Source organism: Rhodococcus sp. 05-2255-3B1 (assembly GCF_002258545.1).
In the GTDB taxonomy this organism is placed as follows: domain Bacteria; phylum Actinomycetota; class Actinomycetes; order Mycobacteriales; family Mycobacteriaceae; genus Rhodococcoides.
Genome location: NZ_NOZC01000018.1, coordinates 108,318 through 127,780, shown reverse-complemented (window position 1 = coordinate 127,780; position 19,463 = coordinate 108,318). Strand labels below are relative to the sequence as shown.

Genomic DNA, 19,463 nt, shown 5'->3' with positions numbered 1-19,463 from the left:
ATGAACGCGACTCTCACTCGCCTCACCGCAACACCGGTTCGACGCCACGTGCTCGGTGCCGTCATCGGGCTGGTCGTCATCGTCCTCGCGCTCGAATCCCTGAGCACCTTCCGTCAGAGCCAACTCACCTCGGTGGCCTACCTCGCCATCGCGGCCGGCGGCCTGACGGTGCTGACCGGGCTGAGCGGCCAGCTGTCACTCGGGCACGGCGCATTCATGGCGGTCGGTGCGTACACCGCGGCATTGATGTTGCGGGCCAACGATTCGGGATGGTCGGTCCCCCTCGTCCTGCTCGCCGCCACCGTGATCTCGGCGGTGGTGGGTGTCGTGGTCGGTGTGGCGGCCGCCCGACTGCACGGGCCGTACCTGGCCGGCGCGACTCTGGCGCTCGCTGTCGCGGTACCGGGCCTCGCCCTGTACTTCTCGGACTACCTCGGCGGCGAACAAGGACTCGTCGTACCGGCACCGAAGGTGCCCGAGCTGATCGACGACATGATGTTCTTCGTCACCGGAAACGAGCTCAGCGGAACCAAATTCGTCGCCTATGTCAGCTGGATACTGCTGGTGCTCGTGTTCTTCCTGTTGGCGAACGTCTCGTCGAGCCGAATCGGCCGTCGCTGGCGGGCCGTCCGGGACGACGAAGTGGCCGCCGAGTTGTCCGGAATCGATCTCGGCCGCGCACGCATTCTCGCGTTCGTGGTCAGTGCGGCCTGTGCGGGAGCGGGCGGTGCAGTCCTGGCGATGTCGGCACGAATCGCGGCACCGAGCGGATTCACGCTGACTCTCTCGCTGACCTTGCTCTCCGCCGTCGTCATCGGCGGGCTGGGAACCCTTTCCGGCGCGTTGATCGGGGCGGTTCTGCTGACCTACATCCCGCCGGTGGTCACCAACTTCGGGCTCGATCTGGGTCTGAGCAGTCTGCAATCGGCAGAACTCGCACCACTGGTGACCGGAATCTTCACCGTCCTCGTCATCCTGTTCGCCCCACTGGGTTTGGTGGGCACGTATCGCAAGTTACGTACAACGAGAAAAGGAATGAAATGAAAAAGTTCGGATCGGTGGCTTTCAGAACGACCGCGCTCGTCGCCGTCGTGTCGTTGGCCGCGGCGTGCGGTGCAGGTGGCCGAGAAGAGACGACGGAATCCTCGGAAGGGTCGACGGTCGGCATCACCGACACCTCGGTGAAGATCGGTGCCCACTTTCCGTTGACCGGGGTCGCAGCGCCCGGATACAGCGAAATCCCCACGGGCGCACAGGCCTACTTCGACTACGTCAATGCCGCAGGTGGCATCAACGGCCGACAGATCGAGTACGTGGTTCGGGACGACTCCTACGATCCGACGACCACGACCCAGGTCGTCAACGAACTGGTTCTCCAGGACGAGGTGTTCGCCGTCGTCGGCGGACTCGGCACCGCGACCCACAGCGCCGTCATCGACTTCCTCAACGAGGAAGGTGTGCCCGACCTGTTCGTCTCCTCCGGTGCGATCATGTGGGGCAACGATCCGGAGAAGTACCCGAACACCTTCGGGTGGCAGCCCGACTACCAGGTCGAGGGCAAGATCATCGGCGACTGGGTTACCAAGAACCGGCCCGACGCCAAGGTCGGACTCTTCCTCCAGGACGACGACCTCGGCCGGGACAGCGAGGCCGCAGTGCGCCAGTATCTCGACGATCAGATCGTCGAGGTCGTGCGCTACACCTCGGGCAACACCGACGTCGCACCACAGATCGCTGCTCTGCAGGGTGCCGGAGCGGATCTGGTCCTCGGCTTCAACGTCCCCTCCTACACCGCACTGAGCCAGCTGACCGCGATGCGACTCAACTACGACCCCGAGTGGTTCTACAGCTCCATCGGATCCGACGTCGACCTCGTCGGTTCTCTGCTCGGACGGTTCTCTCAGGGCGCGGTCACCGACGGCGCGCAATCGCTCGAAGGGATGATCTCGCTGGAATACATCCCGGGCGTCGACTCTCCGGAGAATCCGTGGACCCAACTGTGGCAGAAGGTCTGGGCCGAGAACGGAACCGGTGACCCGTTGACCAACTACCGCATCTACGGACTGAGCCAGGCATACGCCTTCGTACAAGCCCTCCAGGCGGCAGGCGAGAATCCCACCCGTGAGGGCATCGTCGCAGCCATCCAGGAAGGCGGAATGGACTTCGAGGGACCGCAGTTGGCCCCGTTCCGATACTCCGATTCGAGCCACCTCGGAATCTCCGGTGCCAGTGTCTTCCAGATCCAGGGAGGCGTGCCCGAGTACCTGACTCCGGTGCTGCAGACCGACATCGGGGATTCGGCGGTGGAGGAATACACCGGCGAGGAGTCCACACCACCGGAAAGCGGCATACCGGGCTGATCACACGTGAAAGGGCACGCAGAGCGAACTCTGCGTGCCCTTTCCCACGTTGTGGTCGGCAGATCCGAAAACCCCTCGATTACCGGATCCACCGACCCTATGACCCCCGGTCGGAGAGCAGCCGAAGCTGCAGTGATCAGCGCTCGATGATGGCGGTGACGCCCTGGCCACCGGCCGCGCAGATCGAGATCAGGCCACGGCCCGAGCCCTTCTCGGCCAACATCTTCGCCAGTGAAGCCACGATGCGTCCACCGGTCGCGGCGAACGGGTGGCCCGCCGCGAGCGAGGATCCGTTGACGTTGAGCTTGCTGCGGTCGATGGAACCGAGAGCGCCGTCGAGGCCGAGACGCTCCTTGCAGTACGCGTCGCTCTCGAAAGCCTGCAGAGTTGCGAGCACCACCGAGGCGAACGCCTCGTGGATCTCGTAGTAGTCGAAATCCTGCAACGTCAGGCCGTTGCGTGCGAGCAGACGCGGAATCGCGTAGGTCGGTGCCATCAGCAGACCGTCCTTGAACGAGCTGTTGCCGTGGACGTAATCGACGGCGGCGGTCTCGGAATCGACAAGGTGCGCCAGCACCGGCAGGTTGCGCTCGGCAGCCCACTCGTCGCTCGACAGCAGCGCAGCCGACGCACCGTCGGTCAGCGGCGTCGAGTTGCCTGCCGTCATGGTGGCGTCGCCCAGCTTGGTTCCGAAGACCGGCTTGAGCGTCGCGAGCTTCTCCACGGTCGATCCCGGACGCAGGTTGTCGTCGCGAGTGAGTCCGAGGAACGGCGTCACCAGGTCGTCGAAGAAGCCGCGATCGTAGGCCGCTGCCATGTTGTGGTGGCTCGCTGCGGCCAGTTCGTCCTGGTCCTCGCGGCGGATGCCGAATTCCTTGGCCGTGATGGCGGCGTGGTCACCCATCGACAGGCCGGTTCGCGGCTCACCGTTGCGCGGGATCTCGATGCCGAGCATGCCGGGACGAACGTTGCCGAGCAGCTTGATGCGGTCGGTGGTGCTCTTGGCCCGGTTCAGGGAGAGCAGGAACTCGCGCAGTTCGTCGTTGACGCCGATCGGAGCGTCGGACGTGGTGTCGACACCACCACCGATGCCGGCATCGATACGGCCCGACGCGATGGCGTCGCCGACGGCGATGATCGACTGGAGGCCGGTGCCGCAGGCCTGCTGGATGTCGAAGGCCGGGGTGTACGGGCTCAGTGCACTACCGAGTACGACCTCGCGAGTGAGGTTGAAGTCGCGGGAGTGCTTGAGCACGGCACCGGCGGCGACGAGGCCCAGGCGCTCGCCCTGCAATCCGAATCGCGAGACCAGCCCGTCGATGGTCGCGGTGAGCATGTCCTGGTTGGACGCCAGCGCGTACTTCTTGTCCGAGCGCGCGAACGGAATGCGGTTGCCACCGACGATTGCGACCGGTCGTAGCTGCTTGCTTGTCACTGACGTCTCCAAACATCGTCGAATAAGGCCCTGGTGGAGTTTCATCTTACTGGCGAGTAAGTTGGTTGTCGACACCCGGTCGTGCGCCTCGCTCCTCGAGCGAGCAGCGCTGAATGAAAGGTACGACAGTGGCAGCCTCCAAGGGAGCCCCAGATCTCTACTCAACGTTCCTCGCGTCCGCGCCGGGAGCCTTCATCGCCAAGCAGGCCGGCCTGCCGCAGCCCGAGAAGCTGCGCCGCTACAAGGCGGGCGAGCCGCCGCTGGCCGGACCGGTCCTGATCGGCGGTAGCGGTCGCCTCGTCGAGCCCCTGCGTGAGCTGCTCTCGGACTACCCGCAGTCGCAGCCGCACGACGACAAGCACGGCGGACTGGTGTTCGACGCCACCGGCATCGGCAACGTCGCCGAGCTGGAGCAGCTGTTCCAGTTCTTCCAGCCGGTCATCCGCAACCTGGCACCGTCGGCGCGCGTCGTCGTCATCGGTACGACGCCGGAGGAGACCTCGAGTGTCGACGAGCACGTCGCTCAGCGCGCTCTCGAAGGCTTCACCCGCAGCGTCGGCAAAGAGGTCAAGCGCGGAGCCACGGCGCAGCTCGTCTACATCTCCCCCAAGGCGTCGACCGGCTTGTCCGGACTCGAATCCACCCTCCGCTTCCTGCTCTCGGCCAAGTCCGCGTTCGTCGACGGCCAGGTCATCACCGTGGGTGACGCGGACTCGCAGGCCCCGGCCTCGTGGGACAAGCCGCTCGCAGGCAAGGTAGCCGTCGTCACCGGAGCCGCACGCGGTATCGGTGCCACCATCGCCGAGGTCCTCGCCCGCGACGGAGCCACCGTCATCGCAGCCGACATTCCCGCTGCCGGAGAAGCACTCTCGCAGACGGCCAACAAGGTGGGCGGCACCTCGCTCGCGCTCGACGTCACCTCGCCCGACGCCGGAGAGGTGCTCTCGAAGCACCTCCTCGAACGTCACGGCGGCGCAGACATCATCGTGCACAACGCAGGCATCACCCGCGACAAGACACTCGCCAACATGGACGAGAGCCGCTGGAACTCCGTCATCGGTGTCAATCTCGCTGCGCCGCAGCGCATCACGGATGAGCTAGTCAAGTCGGGTGCACTGAAGGAAGGCGGCCGCGTCGTCGACGTCTCCTCCATCGCCGGCATCGCGGGCAACCGCGGCCAGACCAACTACGGCACGTCCAAGGCAGGCGTCATCGGCCTGGTGCACGCGTCCGCACCGGTGCTGGCGAAGAAGAACATCACCATCAACGCCGTCGCTCCCGGGTTCATCGAGACCGCGATGACGGCTGCGATTCCGTTCGCCACCCGCGAGGCCGGACGACGCATGAGCTCGCTGCTGCAGGGCGGCGAGACCGTCGACGTCGCAGAGTTGGTCTCGTACTTCGCTTCTCCCGCATCCAACGCCGTCACCGGCCAGGTCGTGCGCGTGTGCGGCCAGAGCCTTCTCGGCGCATGAGCACCGTCACGCTCACCGCGCAGCCGAAGACCTCCGACATCTACACCTCGGCAGCGCTGGGCGCACTGCCGTTCTTCGGATCCAGGTCGTCCTCGGTTCCCAGCACGGTGTACGAGCTCAAGGGTCTGCGAGTGGACCCCGACAACCTCGCCGGGTACTGCCGGGCGACGGGGCTGCGATTCGGCGATCAGCTCCCGGTGACCTATCCCTTCACCCTCGTCTTCCCGACGGTGATGAAATTGATGGTGTCCAAGGGCTTTCCGTTCGCCGCCATCGGTTCGGTACACGCCGAGAACGTCATCGAGCAGTACCGTGGCATCTCCGCGTCCGAGCCGCTGGACGTGCGAGTGCACGCGGAGAATCTGCGCGAGCACCGCAAGGGGTTGCTCGTCGACCTGATCAGTGAGGTCAAGGTAGGACGCGAACTGGTCTGGAAGCAGACCTCGAGCTTCCTGAGCCTGCAGAAGACGTCACTGTCCGGTGGCCCCCGCGAGGCACCGCCGGCCGACGAGGTTCCGCCGCCCCCGACCCGCACACTGCGCGTCGACCAGCGGATCATCAGCCGGTACGCGGCCATCTCCGGAGACCGCAACCCGATTCACGTATCCTCGCTGGGCGCAAAGGCATTCGGGTTCCCGAAGACCATCGCGCACGGAATGTGGAGCGCGGCAGCCGTGCTGCAGACCGTCGAGGGCCGAATTCCGGAGGCTGTGAACTACAGCATCCGCTTCGGCAAGCCGATCATCCTGCCCGCGACGGTGAACGCCTACGCCGAAGCCGTCGGCACCGGCTGGGACCTGTCGCTGAAGAACCCGAAGAAGGGCTACCCGCATCTGACGGGAACCCTGCGGTAACCGCCTCACCCTCGAACTCGAAGTTGTGGACGGATTTCTCCGGATTTCCGTCCACAACTTCGAGTTGGTCGCGGAGCTCAGGTGGTGGCGGTCTTCTTTCCGGCCAAGCCGCGCCAGGCCAGGTTTTCCAGTAGGTCGGCGGCCGCGTCGACCTCGATTTCGCCGCCTGCCACTCTGTCGGCCACAGCCTCGCCCGCCCCGACCAACGCGACGGCCATCAGCCCGAAATTCTGGGACTGCTCCGGATCTCTCGTACTCATCGCGAGCAAGCCGGCCGTCAACTCGATCAACCGATCTCGGCTGCTCTGCACCTGTGAGGCGAATGCCTGCTGACCGATGGCCTGACGGTAGAGCACCATCCACGACTTGCGGTTCTCGCCGACGAATCCGAGGAAACCGATCAGGGCCTTGCGCAACTGCTCGCGCGGCGTCAGCGTCGGATCTGCGGCTGGAGTCAGGGCCTCGACGAACTTGACGCCCTCGCGGTGGATGCAGGCTGCGAACAACTCGTCCTTGGACCCGTAGTACAGATAGAGCATCGGTTTGGAGATGGCCGCCTTCTTGGCGATCGAATCCATCGATGTCTCGTGAAAACCGTTGTCGGAGAACACATCCACCGCCGCGTCGAGCATCTGCTGCTCACGGACGGCGCGGGGCAATCTCTTCGTGCCACCAGCCATGGATCCTCCAATACGTACGAACTACTAGACCTTACTCCACAGTAAGGTCCAGTACCGCACAATCAGGACCCGCACGCCCCCTTGAACCGAGCAACCGTAGCAGCGGCCTCGTCCACCTGAGCCGCCGGCAGACGTCCCGTCGCCACCGCGTCCTCGAGATTGTCCAACACCGCGGGCACCTGATCGGTGGTGAGCCACAGCGCCACATCGGCTCCCGCGACCAACGCCGCCTCGACCGCGTCGACGATCCCGAGCCTGGCCGTGATAGCCGCCATGCCGCTGAGGTCGTCGGTGAAGATGGGGCCGTCGAACGGCGCGGCACCGTATCCGACGCCATCGCGCAACAATGCCATCGCCGCCGGGCTGATACTCGCCGGCACCCCCGGCTCGGTCAGTCCGGGCACATCCAGATGCCCGACCATGACACCGACGCCGGTGTTGTTCAGGGCCGCGAACGGTAACAGATCCTTGGTTTTCAACTCGTCGAGCGACGGGGTCGTCACCGCGCCGGTGTGCGAGTCGCCCGAACCCGAACCGTGCCCGGGAAAATGCTTGATGACGGGCTTCACACCCGCGTCCTCCAGACCCCGCGCGTACGCCCCCGCGTAGTCGATGACGGCCTGCGGATCGTCGGAGAACGACCGATCGCCGATGACGGAATCGTCGGGCTGACCGCTCACGTCGACCACCGGAGCGAAGTCGACGGTGACACCGAGATCCTTCAACCCCTGGCCGCGCGTCAACGCCATCGAATACGCCTCGTCCACCGACACCGTCTGCGCCAGTTCCCGCGCCGACGGTGCGGCACCCAGCAGATCCGCGACCCGCGAGACCCGTCCACCTTCCTCGTCGATCGTGACCATCGGAGCCACCGCGGAGGCGGCCAGCACCTGCGGTACTTCTCGATTGCCGAGCATCGACTCGTCGGTCCAACTGCCGACGAAGATGCCGCCGACCTGCTCGGTGGACATGATCTGCACCGCGTCCGCAGTTCCGGTGACCCCGACGGTGAGCAACTGAGCCAGCCGCTGCCGCTCCGACAATCCGTCGACGAACGCAACGCAGCCGTCGACGGGCGGTACCGGTTGCGGCACCGTCGTGTCGACTGCAGTCGTCGTCGGAGCAGCCGGTGCCGTCTGCGTCGACGCGACCGGCGCAGACTCGGTGGAGCACGAGACCAACAAGCCGACACCGACGGTCATCACCGCAGCGGACCGAACCGAAAACCGAAGTCGCATGGAATACGACGGTAGCCCAGATCGTCGGTGTCGCTGCCGACCCGGGGTCCGGATCGATGCGCCTTCGTTGCACTCCGACCGACCGAAACCCACATCGATCCGACGAGGGGTGAGGGTAATCTGGACGAACGCGACATGAGGAGGAGATCGACCGTGACCGCAGACCTCATACTCATTGCCTACGACGGATCCGACAACGCCAAACGCGCCATCGACTATGCCGGACGGTTTCTCACCACCTCACGCGCGATCGTCGTCACCGCATGGGAGCCGATGGTGCGTCAGGCCGCCCGCATGTCCGGCCTCTCCGGTGTGATGCAGCCCGAATGGGTGCCCGACGACGAGGCCGAGGACGTGGCGCTCACCGACGCGAAAGTGACCAACAGCGAAGGCGTCGCGCTGGCCGAGGCCGCAGGCCTGAAAGTGGAGGGTCAGTGCACCGAATGCACCACCGCCATCTGGGCCGCGATCGTGGAAAAAGCCGACGAGATGAACGTCGACATCATCGTCACCGGTACGCGAGGCACCACCGGTCTACGTGCGCTGCTCCAGAGTTCGGTGGCCGAGCACGTTCTTCGGCACAGCCATCGACCCGTCCTGATCGTTCCGCCCGGCAAGTAGAGCGTCCGACGGCTGTTTTCCGTGACGCAGGTGATACCGTGATGCCCGCGTGGGGGTCCACCTCGCCCGCTACCGTTCTGAGCCGACTGACTGGAGAACCGAGATGAAGTTTGCTGTCCCGGGTGTCATTGCCGCCGTCGTCGGAGCCGTACTGGGTGCGGGCGTCGTCTTCGGAGTCACCGCAGCTGCAGCCGACAACTCTCGTCCGGATATCGATCGCTCCGGAAACGCCGACTCGTCCTTGCTGAACCAGGTTGAGTACGGCAGCCGCTGACGCTGGTCGCTCTCGTGAATCGGTGATCTCGGCCGAGCCGCTCGGCCGCAAGTGGCTTCTCGGCGTCTCGATCCTGGCGTTCCTCCTCACCTTTCTGCAGGTCCCCGGCTTCACCGTTGCCGACACCAAGTACGACCTGGCACAGAACCCTCTCGGATTTCTCGAACGCGCCTCCCATCAATGGAACAGCGCAGCCCCGCTCGGCCAGGTGCAGAACCAGGCCTACGGCTACTTCTTCCCCCACGGTGCGTTCTTCGCCGGCGGTGATCTGCTGTCGATCCCGCCGTGGATCACTCAACGCATCTGGTGGGCGCTGCTGCTCATCGCCGGGTTCTGGGGAATCGTGCGGCTCGCCGAAGCTCTCGGTGTCGGCAGCCGTAGTTCCCGTCTGATCGCAGCGACGGCCTTCGTTCTGTCTCCGCGAGTGATCACCACCCTCGCGTCGATCTCCTCCGAGACGATGCCGATGATGCTGGCACCGTGGGTGCTGGTCCCGATGGTGCGGTATCTCGCCGGCGACGATGCGAAACAGACGGTTCGGCGCTCGGCCGCGCAGTCTGCACTGGCGGTGGCCCTGATGGGCGCGGTCAACGCCGTCGCCACCGCCGCCGCCGTTCTGGTCGCCGTGTTCTGGATACTCACGCATCGGCCGAACAAGCGGTGGTTCGTCTTCGGTGCCTGGTGGTCGGGCTTTCTGGTGCTTGCGACGCTGTGGTGGATCGTTCCACTGCTGTTGCTGGGCAAGGTCTCTCCGCCGTTTCTCGACTACATCGAATCCTCCGGCACCACCACGCAGTGGACGTCACTGACGGAAGTGCTGCGCGGTACCGGCAGCTGGACGCCGTTCGTCTCTCCCGAGCGAGTGGCCGGTGCCGTTCTGGTGACGCAGCCGGCGGCCGTCATCGCAACGGGCTTGATCGCGGCCGCTGGAATCGCGGGCCTGGCGATGCGGTCCATGCCCGCCCGCGGTCGGTTGACGATCATGCTGTTCATCGGTCTTGTCGGCCTCGGTGCCGGGTTCGTCGGCGATCTGGACGGCCCGTTCGCTGCCGCCGTTCGAGTGTTTCTCGATTCTGCAGGCGCACCGCTACGCAACATCCACAAACTAGAGCCGGTCATTCGAATTCCGTTGGTGCTCGGGCTGGCTCATCTGTTGGCCCGGGTACCGCTGCCGGGTTCCGCGCCGCGATCGCAGTGGAAAACGGCCGTCGCGCATCCCGAGAAGCACCCGATGATGGCGGTGACCGCGTTGGTGCTCGTCGCCTTGACGCTGTCCACCTCGCTGGCGTGGACGGGCAAGCTCGCGCCCCGCGGTGCGTACGAGGCCGTTCCGCAGTACTGGCACGACGCGGCGGATTGGCTCACCGAGAATGCGTCGGGATCGAGTCCCGACGGTTCCGACGCGCAGCGGGCCCTGATCGTGCCGGGCGCACCGTTCGCTCTGCAGACCTGGGGATTGACCCGAGACGAACCGCTGCAGGCTCTGGCCACCACGCCCTGGGCCGTCCGCGACGCCGTACCCCTCACCCCGCCGGGTGCCATCCGGGCACTGGACTCCGTGCAACGACTCTTCGCCGACGGTCGGCCGTCGGCCGGATTGGCCGATACCCTTCTGGGCCAGGGCATCAGCTACGTCGTCGTGCGCAACGACCTCGATCCCGAGAACTCCCGGTCCACCCGTCCGGCATCGGTGCACCAGGTGCTCGACGGTTCCGCGGGACTCGAGAAGGTGGCCGAATTCGGTGAGGACGTGGCCCCCGGTCAGGTCGACGGCGTTGTGCTCGACGGCGATCTTCGACCGCCGTATCCGGCTGTGGAAATCTATTCGGTGCGTGATTCGGCGGGCATTCCCGCGTCCGGCCCCTACACCGTCGATCTCGATCGTGTCCCGGTGGTTCAGGGTGGGCCGGAGTCCATTCTGCGCTCGAACGAGTTGCGGAACAACGGGATTCGCAATCCGGTGCCGTCAGGCCCCACTCTGCTGGCTTCGGATGCGGCCGCGGCCGGCATTGCCGTGGACTCGGTGACGGTGACCGACACCCCGATGAACCGTGAGACCGACTTCGGCCAGGTCGACAATCACAGTTCTGCCCTGCGGGCCGCCGACGAGCCACGGCGTTCGCTCAACGAGGTTCCCGACTACCCGGTGTACGGGGCGAAGACCGTCGACGCCGAATGGGAGGGCGCGACCCTGACGGCGTCTAGCTCGGCGTCGGACGCCACCCAGATCGGCGGCAGCGCTCCCGGCAGCGGTGTCGCCGCCGCGGTGGACGGCGACCTGGCCACCAGCTGGATCAGCAACGGCATCGAACGTGCTGTGGGGCAATGGCTTCAACTCGACTTCGATACTCCCGTGCGCGGCGGGCTCTTGCACATGCGCACCAGCCCCGGGACGATCGGCGACCCGGTGAAATGGGTGGAGATCACCACCCCGAACGGCTCGACGGCGGCGCGCGTCGACGAGCCGGGTGAGCCGATGACGGTGTCACTGCCGGGCGGTGAGACGCCGTGGCTGCGCATCACCGCGAAGTCGACGGTCGACGGAACCCGAGGCAGCCAGTTCGGCATCAGCGAGGTGTCGGTGGACGACTACTCCGACCGGGACAACCCGAAGCAGGTACCGATCGTGCACCGCGCGGTGCTGCCCGAGACTCCCGCCGGGGCGAGCGTCGACGCCTGGGAACTGGGCCAGGAATTCCCAGGCCGCTCCGGGTGCCTCGACACAGAGGATCGAATCCGTTGCAGCAGTGGACTGTCCAAGTCACCCGAGGAACTCGGGCGCTTCTCACGCACGATCGACGTGCCGATGGGCACCGCGGTGATCCCCGATCTGACGGTGCGTACGCGGCAGTCCCCCGAACTCGAAGCGCTGCTCGCGCAACCGGGGCGGCCGTTGGCCGGCGGGGCGTCCGACGTCGCGGACCTGCACGGCTCGGCGTTCGCGGCGACCGACGGCGATCCGCGCACGTCCTGGACAGCGCCGGAGAAGTCGATCACCGACCGAGCAGGGACCAACCCGACCCTGACCATCGAATTGCCAGCTCCCACACTGGTGGACGGGCTCGAGCTCAGCCCGAGCCTGGGTGCACTCCCGGCCCATCCCACTCGGGTCGCGGTCAACCTCGGCAACGGGCCGATGGTGCGCGACGTCGACACCGACGGCTCGACGACCCTCGAGCTGGCACCGCAGGTGACGGACAGGATCGTCCTGTCGATCGTGGACTGGGACGGGGTGTTGGACCGAAACTCTCTGGGTTTCATCCAGTCTCAGCCGCCCGGCTTCGCAGAAGTGACACCACTGTCCGGTGGTGAACCGATCGGCGCACCGTACGACGGCGATCGCGAGATCACCGTCGACTGCTTCGACGGCCCCATCGTCTCCATCGCCGGGCAGACGGTGCGCACGTCGGTGACGGCCACCGCAGACCAGTTCCGATCCGGTGAACCACTGAAGGCCTCGGTGTGCGACGCCGACACTCCGGTGAACGAGAACTTCGTCAACCCGGTCTCGCTGCCCGAGGGACACCAGGACGTGGTGGTGGAGCCGGGAGCATCGTTCTTCGTCGACGGCATTCGGTTGCGCACCATGCCCATTCCGGCCGACTGGCCGACGGAATCGGCCCCGCAGTCCGCCAGGACCACCGCCTGGAGCCCCGACCACCGCGAGGTGACGCTGACCTCCACGACCGAGGACCGCTTGCTGGTCATCCCGGAGAGCAACAACAGTGGTTGGCGCGCAACCACTCCCGGTGGCGTCGAACTGTCCCCGGTGGTGGTCGACGGGTGGCAGCAGGCCTGGATCGTTCCGGCCGGGGCGTCGGGCACGATTTCGCTGGATTTCGCCACCGACCGCTGGTATCGGCTCGGCATCTTCGGTGGGCTGCTCCTGCTGATCCCGCTGCTGTTCGCAGCGCTGCGTCGGCCGCGCAGTATGCCCGATCTCGGGCCCTCGCCGCGGCCGTGGCGGAGCGTTTCGGCTGCCCTGGTGGCACTGCTCGGGGCGACGATCGTGTTGGCCGGAATTGCCGGTGCGATCACGGTGGCCGTGATCGGTTTCGGCGCGGTGTTCCTGGACCGCCGTTACGGTCGCGCGCTCTCCTCACGCGTGTTGGTCGGCGCGGCAGGCGGATTCGCGTTGCTGGGCGCGGCGCTGCTCTCGCTCGGGCCTTGGCGATCGACCGACGGGTACGTGGGCGAATCGTACGGAGTGCAGCTGGCCGCGCTGATCGGCATCGTCGCGTTGGCGATCAGTGCGATGCGGAAACCGTGATCGGCTTCTTCGGTGCGAAGCGTCGTCGGGCAGGTTCTTCGACCAGCGCGTAGCTGGCCGCGGCCACCGGAATCGACAGCGCGAGAGTCACCGTCAGTACGAACCACATCCCACCCGAGAACGGGATGATGCCGAACACCGGGAACACCACGGCCAGGACGGCCAGGTGCCAGATGAAGATTCCGTACGACCACCGCCCGAGCGTGAGCATCACCGGATGCTCGAACACTCGGTGCCGACGACCGGTGTCGGCCAACACCAGTGGCGAGAGCATCGCGAACGCGAGCACGGCGCCGAACACGATCTTCAGCTCGAACTGCCACGGCTCGGGACGTACCAGTCCCTGTGGGCCCGCCAGCGGAGTCGCCGACAGCACGAAAGCCGCGACCGCGATCGACGGCATCACCCATCTGCGCCGAGCCCACCGATGCACCCATGTCTGTGGGCCCACGGACACCTCGGCCAACACCATTCCGGCGGCGAACCACGGAAAGTACCCGGGCAGCCAGTTGTCGTGATGGATGGCGTCCGCGGTCGTGATCGGGACGAAGGCCCAGGACAGCGTCACCGCAGATGCACCGAGCAGCACCGAGATCCGGTGCTTGGCCGAGGCCCCACGCAGTCCAACCATCAGCCAGGCGAACACCGGTAGCAGCAGGTAGAAGGCCACCTCCACCGACAGCGACCACATCTGCGTCATGCCCTCGGTCAACGTCAGGGGCACGAACACCTGCGTCAGAGACAGATTGGCCAACCACACCCGGTAGTCGCCACCCGCATTCGGCAGAAACAGCAGCACCAGCACGACGACGACCCAGTAGGCGGGCAGGATGCGCACTGCCCGCGACCAGAAGTAGCGACGAGCCGGCTGAGCAGGCGCGAGTCCGCGGGCCTGCGCGGCATGGGGGCGCCACAGCAGAAACCCCGACAGCGCGAAGAAGATGGCAACGGTCAGATCGAACCTGCCCCAGATACGCCCCATGAGCGGGGAATTCGCGGCACCGGTCTGGAATGCGACGTGGGTGACGACGATGCCGATCGCGGCCAGCGCGCGCATTCCCTCGAGCGCAGGGACGAACGCGCGCAGCGGAACGACGGAGGGCGAGTGGACTCGAGTGCTCATGGTGGTCTCAAGTGTGCCGTGTCGAACCGGCGCAGACGAGACCGGTGCCACTGTCTGCTGTTACTGTCACCTGCGACGTGTCGTATCAAATCGGGCATCGGGTCGGGGCTGACGTCTTTCCCGACCGCGGTGTCTTCCATGAAGCGGTCAACTAAGGAGATTCAGCATGGCGGAGCGCTCAGGGCCGAGCCGGATACTTGCCCTCGTACTCATCGGCTTGGGCGCGTTTCTGGTGGTCGCCGCCATCCTCATTCCCACGTACACCATCTCGGCGCTCGAGAAGACGCCGTTGGACCTCGAAGTCACCACCGTCTCCACCGGTGAGGGCAGCGTCCTGAATGCGAGCTCGCTCGCGGCCGGTCGCGCAGTCGTCGACCAGAACGTTCCTCTCGTCTCGCAGCGATTCGTCACCGTCGAGGATCCCTCCGACGCCGACATCATGACGCTGCAGGCAGGCCAGACCCTGCGACGCAGCGACAAGCAGGCCGATACCGGGCTGCTGACGGCGAGCGTCGATCGCGTCACCATCGACCGCAAGACGTCGATGCCCGTCGAGAACCCGATCGGCACCATCCAGGTGGCAGGCAACGCGCCGGCCGACGAGGTGGCCCACACCGGACTGCAGTACAAGTTCCCGTTCAACGCGGAGCAGAAGAGCTACCCGTACTTCGACGTCAACGCCCGCGCATCGAAGGACATCGACTTCGTCGAGGCAACCGAGATCAACGGAACGCCGGTGTACCAGTACCAGCAGACCGTCGGCCCGGTCGACCTGTCGACCGTGGTCAACCTGCCGACCAACAAGGTGACCCTGCCCGCCGACACCTGGGGTGTCGAGGGTGGAGCCGCTCCGGTGACGATGACTCGCTGGTACGAGAACACCCGCACCCTGTGGGTCGAACCCGAGACCGGCGTCGTCGTCAAGGGCGAAGAGCAGATTCACCAGTACTACGCACGTGAAGCAGGCCGGCCCGAGGTCGACGTCCTCAATGCTCCGATCACGTTCGACGAGAACACGGTCGAATACCAGATCCAGCAGGCAAAGGACGGCCAGGACCGGATCTCGCTCTTCGGCCGCACCGTCCCGATCATCGCCGGAATTCTCGGTGTCATCTCGCTGATCGCCGGAGTGTTCTTGCTCCTGCGTGGCGGCGCAAACGGCGGACATCGTCAGCCGGCCCGAGCGGACAACACTCCGCGACCGACCCCCGGCGGCGGAACCGCGACGAACCGCGACTGGACTACCGACCGCACCGAGGAAATCCCGAGGACGAACCTGTCCAAGGAGTAAGTGCCCGGAGCAACCGAAACAACCCGATGGCGTGGTCATGTGAGAACACATGACCACGCCATCGGTGTTTTCTCACGCGGTCGACAGAATCCCGTAGTGGTGGGGTTGACGCATCAGGACGAGGTCTTTGCGTCGCACGACATTGGTCGGATAGGGCCCGCCGAGATTGGTGGTGTCGACGACACTCGTCGCGTGGCCGGGTTCGGGCCCGTCGACGATGGCCTCGGTTCGGGGGAAGGCAAACGTATCCGGTCCGAACACGCCGCTGTGTCCGACGATTCCGCGACCCGGGTCCACTGCGTTGGCGAACGCGAAGTAGACGTTGTTCTCGCCGGCACGCACGCGCATGTGGTGCCAGTGGGTCGCATCGGGCCCGGTGAGAACCTCGGCGGCAAGAGGAATCTCGGTTCCCGGGTGTGATCCCACGAACGTTCCTGCCAGTGCGGACGGGCAGGCGATCAGATCGCAACCACGCAATGCGAGTACTCGCCCCGATTCCGGCAGCAGCGCATCGTTGCCGATGAGAAGCCCGACTCGTCCCAGAGGAAGATCGACCACCGTCCAGGTGTCGCCGGCGTCGAAAAGCGGAGTGTGCTCCGTGGACAGGTGTATCTGTCGGTAGGAAGTGCGGACCCCGTCGGTTCCGAGCAGGACGGCGGCGTTGTACACCCGATCGTCGTCGGTGTCACGCTCTGCGATACCGACGACGATGGACAGGCCGTGCCGGACCGCGAGGTCGGCGATCCGAGTGAGCGAGGGTCCGTCGAGGGCTTCGGCGACGTCGCTGGGTGGTCGATCCGCGGAGACGGGACCGGTGATCGACAGCTCAGGGAATACGACGAGATCGGTTGCACCGGCTACTTGTCGGACCCTGGCCTCGATCTCGGCAAGGTTGCTCTCGATCGAGGCACTCGGCGTGCACTGCACCACGCTCACAGCAGACGTGCCACCCGCGGGCAGCGGCGAGTGGCCGTACAGGGTGAAGAAGTCGAGAGGGTTCCAGCTGTACGTGTTCGTCTGCAGCTCGCGGTACAGGTCCGGTCGACGCGTCGGACCCAACTCGCGGGTGCGTCGAACGTCGATCTCGCCTGCGACGATGCCGTTGCCGACGTCGATTCGACCGGTGACTGTGCCGTCGGGCTCGATGATGCATGTGCCGCCACTGAATTGGACCGTCCGTTCGAGTCCCCATCGATTGCTCTCGATGACGTAGCAGTTGTTCTCGAAGGCTCGGCTGATCCAATACGGTGCCGGAGTTCGTTCTGCGAGCCAGTTGCTGATGTGGCAGATCACGTCTGCCCCTTGCAGGGCGACCACCCGAGCAGTCTCGACGAAGTGCAGATCCATGCAGATCAGCATCGCGATTCGGCCGAGACGGGTCTCGAACACCTGATGGCCCAGGTTTCCCGGTGCCGCCCATTTGGGTTCGGCGATGTACGGGTGGGTCTTGCGATGGGTTCCGACGATTCCCTCCGGTCCGACGAGAACTGCACTGTTGTAGAACAATCCACTCGTCGGATCGACCTCGGGCATGCCCAGCACGATGTAGCAGTCACGCCTGGCGGCAATCTCGACGAACGTATCGGTGGTGGGCCCCGGAATCTGCTCGACGACGGTCGCTGCTTCCTCGGGATCGTGGAAACAGTAACCGGTGGTGGCCATTTCGGGTGTGGTGATCAGCTCGGCCCCGTCGGCGGCGGCCTTGTCGACCAGGTCCGCCAGGGCAGCGATGTTCGCGTCCTTGGCGAACAACGTGGGCTCGAACTGGACGGCCGCTGCGGTGAATGTCATGACGCTACAGTCCTTTCGGTTGCCGGAGCTTCGGCTGAGACCGGCGGTTCGTAGTACTTCCCTCGTGTTGCCACGGTGAGCGGGATGTAGATGATCGGTCCGAGGATCATCGCGATGAACGAGGCGTAGTAGGACGGGTACAGACCGAACACACCGATGCCGCCCACGGCCACGCCTGCTGCCATGGCGAAGATTCCGCAGGGGTTCCAATTACGGACTCGTCCTTCGCGAAACTCGATGTCGTTTCGCGGAGCGAGGCCGAGCATCCGCCTGCAGACGAAGTAATCGGCGAGCAGAATGAAGATCCAGGTGTTGGTCATGATCCCGGTGACGGCCAGGAACTTGTCGGTGTACTGCAGGATGTTGACCGGGTAGCAGAGCACGCCGACGACGAGCAGCGCCACCATCCACCATTGGCGTCCGACCTTGCGAGGCGAGAGCACGTCCCAGGCATTGGACAGGGCGAGGGAGCCGGAGTACAGGTTCATCACGTTGATGCGAACCTGGGTCACGACGGCGAAGATCACTCCGAGCAGTCCCATCACGACAGCGAAGTAGAGTCCCGGATCGGTGGCCGAAAGTTCGGGTGTCGCAGTACTTCCGGTGAAGTGACGCAACATGGTGAAGCCGAGGAAGACGCCGAGAATCATCACGACGACGATCATCAGCAGCTCGGCGAGCATCAGTCCTGCGGTGCCGACGTAGCTGACGCTCTTCTTGACGAACCGTCCGTAATCGGTGGCGATGAGCGCCTGGAACACGACCTGCCCGTTGGCGAGACTGAATGCCTGCCACATCGCGGTGGCGGTGAGCCCGCCGGTGGCCTCCCACTGACCGGGACCCACCAGAACGTATCCGCTGGCGAGCATGTACATACCGATGGCGAACAGAATGAGGAAGATCGGCATACCGAATCGCTGCAGAATGTTCATCGAGTGCATCCCGCGCCAGGAGAAGAACAGCGCAACCAGGGCTACCAGTGCGAATACGACTGTGGCCCAGGCAGAGTTGATGTCGATTCCGGCCAGTTCACTGAGGCCGTGCGAGACGATGCTGCCCTCGAAGATGAAGTAGAAGACGTAGTTCACGGCGTAGACGAGCGATGCCACGGCCGAGCCTTTGGTGCCGAACCCGAGCCCGCGAGTGAGCAGAGGGAGCGACAGGCCCTCCTGGCTGGCGATCCGCATGATCAGGCTGCCGACGAGCGTCGCGCCGATCACCATGTAGGCGACGGGGATCAAGAACATCGGCCACCCCACCAGGAAGCCGATCTGGCCACCGAGGGCGAACCAGAACATCGCGGTGACGTTGCCGGTGAGGACCAGCAGGATCGCCGGCCGTCGCCAGCGTTGATCGTCGGGCACACGAGAGGTTGCATAGCTTTCGATCTGGTCGTCGAGGCTGGTTGCAGGCCCCTCGAAGTACTTCTTCATGTTCATGAACGTGTGTCCACTTCGGTTCGCGGCAAGAGCGCTGATTGCGCTGCATCGGAACAATACTTTCCGTGGACACTATTGCAACGTGAAACATGTTAATTGGAGATCACGAAAGTTCACGACCACGCACAGGGGCAGCACACAGAGGGGCGACAGCCGGAACAGTAAGCCGCTCAGTGAGCGAGCGAGGACGCCTTCGCAGTGGCCTCGAGCGAGCGCAGCAAGGATTGCAATTGCTCACGGTCCGACTCGGACGCGAACACGGCCGCTGCAACGGCTTCCATGACCGGGGCAGCCTCGTCGTACTTGGCCCGCCCGCGCGCGGTCAGTCGTATGAGCACCTGACGACGATCGACCGTGCCGGTGCGACGGTGCACGAGATTGTTGGAGACCAGCCGATTGACGGCTTTGGTCAGAGTCGGGGGCGCGAGCAAGGCGAACTCTGCGGTTTCGGCCATCGTGTGGCCCTCGCCGTCGGACAGCAACGACAGCACTCGCCACTCTTCGAGATCGAGTTCCCACGGTACGAGCGCACCGCGCAGCCGATCCGAGACGGCACGCTCGACCACCGTGAGCAAACGAGCCGCCGAACCAGCCTCGTCGTGATTCACGCGA

15 protein-coding genes are annotated in these 19,463 nt (G+C 65.3%); 8 read left to right on the top strand and 7 right to left on the bottom strand.

Annotated elements, in window-relative coordinates:
• Both CH249_RS11020 and CH249_RS11015 read left to right on the top strand, forming a co-directional pair.
• On the top strand, positions 1-1,044 hold the full coding sequence (locus tag CH249_RS11020; RefSeq protein WP_032396641.1) for a branched-chain amino acid ABC transporter permease: 1,044 nt from the start codon (positions 1-3) through the stop codon (positions 1,042-1,044).
• Between the two features lie 14 nt (positions 1,045-1,058).
• Complete coding sequence (locus CH249_RS11015; protein WP_235386923.1) at positions 1,059-2,360, top strand: ABC transporter substrate-binding protein; 1,302 nt, start codon at positions 1,059-1,061, stop codon at positions 2,358-2,360.
• A gap of 136 nt (positions 2,361-2,496) precedes the next feature.
• Here the strand turns inward: CH249_RS11015 and CH249_RS11010 are convergent, their stop codons facing one another.
• Positions 2,497-3,840: an acetyl-CoA C-acetyltransferase gene (locus tag CH249_RS11010; protein ID WP_094683417.1), complete on the bottom strand. Its 1,344-nt coding sequence runs from the start codon at positions 3,838-3,840 to the stop codon at positions 2,497-2,499.
• 83 nt (positions 3,841-3,923) lie between these two features.
• Between CH249_RS11010 and CH249_RS11005 the strand changes: the two genes are divergently transcribed.
• Both CH249_RS11005 and CH249_RS11000 read left to right on the top strand, forming a co-directional pair.
• Positions 3,924-5,270, top strand: a complete 1,347-nt coding sequence (locus CH249_RS11005) for a 3-oxoacyl-ACP reductase (RefSeq protein ID WP_094646403.1) — start codon at positions 3,924-3,926, stop codon at positions 5,268-5,270.
• Complete coding sequence (locus CH249_RS11000; protein ID WP_032396645.1) at positions 5,267-6,124, top strand: MaoC/PaaZ C-terminal domain-containing protein; 858 nt, start codon at positions 5,267-5,269, stop codon at positions 6,122-6,124. The genes CH249_RS11005 and CH249_RS11000 overlap by 4 nt, the downstream gene beginning before the upstream one ends.
• Positions 6,125-6,201: 77 nt before the next feature.
• Here the strand turns inward: CH249_RS11000 and CH249_RS10995 are convergent, their stop codons facing one another.
• Complete coding sequence (locus tag CH249_RS10995; RefSeq protein ID WP_032396646.1) at positions 6,202-6,804, bottom strand: TetR/AcrR family transcriptional regulator; 603 nt, start codon at positions 6,802-6,804, stop codon at positions 6,202-6,204.
• Positions 6,805-6,866: 62 nt separating this feature from the next.
• Positions 6,867-8,042: a glycoside hydrolase family 3 N-terminal domain-containing protein gene (locus tag CH249_RS10990; RefSeq protein WP_094646048.1), complete on the bottom strand. Its 1,176-nt coding sequence runs from the start codon at positions 8,040-8,042 to the stop codon at positions 6,867-6,869.
• 135 nt (positions 8,043-8,177) lie between these two features.
• Between CH249_RS10990 and CH249_RS10985 the strand changes: the two genes are divergently transcribed.
• The 3 genes from CH249_RS10985 to CH249_RS10975 all read left to right on the top strand — a co-directional run bounded on the left by CH249_RS10985 (position 8,178) and on the right by CH249_RS10975 (position 13,207).
• A complete protein-coding gene (locus tag CH249_RS10985) occupies positions 8,178-8,663 on the top strand; it encodes a universal stress protein (RefSeq protein ID WP_373453549.1) in 486 nt (161 codons plus the stop codon).
• 103 nt (positions 8,664-8,766) lie between these two features.
• Positions 8,767-8,937 (top strand): DUF2613 domain-containing protein, encoded by a 171-nt coding sequence (locus CH249_RS10980; protein ID WP_082073827.1) that lies wholly within the window; start codon positions 8,767-8,769, stop codon positions 8,935-8,937.
• Between the two features lie 22 nt (positions 8,938-8,959).
• Positions 8,960-13,207 carry an alpha-(1->3)-arabinofuranosyltransferase gene (locus CH249_RS10975; protein WP_094683416.1) on the top strand — a complete coding sequence of 1,416 codons (4,248 nt, stop codon included), beginning with the start codon at positions 8,960-8,962 and terminating at the stop codon, positions 13,205-13,207.
• Here CH249_RS10975 and CH249_RS10970 read toward each other — a convergent pair.
• Positions 13,185-14,330 carry an acyltransferase gene (locus tag CH249_RS10970; protein WP_179273290.1) on the bottom strand — a complete coding sequence of 382 codons (1,146 nt, stop codon included), beginning with the start codon at positions 14,328-14,330 and terminating at the stop codon, positions 13,185-13,187. The genes CH249_RS10975 and CH249_RS10970 overlap by 23 nt on opposite strands.
• A 166-nt stretch (positions 14,331-14,496) precedes the next feature.
• On the opposite strand from CH249_RS10970, the gene CH249_RS10965 reads away from it, so the two are divergent.
• On the top strand, positions 14,497-15,621 hold the full coding sequence (locus CH249_RS10965) for a DUF3068 domain-containing protein (RefSeq protein ID WP_094630542.1): 1,125 nt from the start codon (positions 14,497-14,499) through the stop codon (positions 15,619-15,621).
• A gap of 72 nt (positions 15,622-15,693) precedes the next feature.
• Here CH249_RS10965 and CH249_RS10960 read toward each other — a convergent pair whose 3' ends face one another.
• The 3 genes from CH249_RS10960 to CH249_RS10950 form a co-directional block, all read right to left on the bottom strand.
• Positions 15,694-17,412, bottom strand: a complete 1,719-nt coding sequence (locus tag CH249_RS10960) for a nitrilase-related carbon-nitrogen hydrolase (protein WP_094630543.1) — start codon at positions 17,410-17,412, stop codon at positions 15,694-15,696.
• Complete coding sequence (locus tag CH249_RS10955; RefSeq protein WP_094683415.1) at positions 17,409-18,851, bottom strand: cytosine permease; 1,443 nt, start codon at positions 18,849-18,851, stop codon at positions 17,409-17,411. Before CH249_RS10955 ends, CH249_RS10960 begins: the two co-directional genes overlap by 4 nt.
• A gap of 170 nt (positions 18,852-19,021) precedes the next feature.
• Positions 19,022-19,459, bottom strand: a complete 438-nt coding sequence (locus CH249_RS10950; protein ID WP_094630545.1) for a MarR family winged helix-turn-helix transcriptional regulator — start codon at positions 19,457-19,459, stop codon at positions 19,022-19,024.
• Positions 19,460-19,463: the final 4 nt, after the last annotated feature.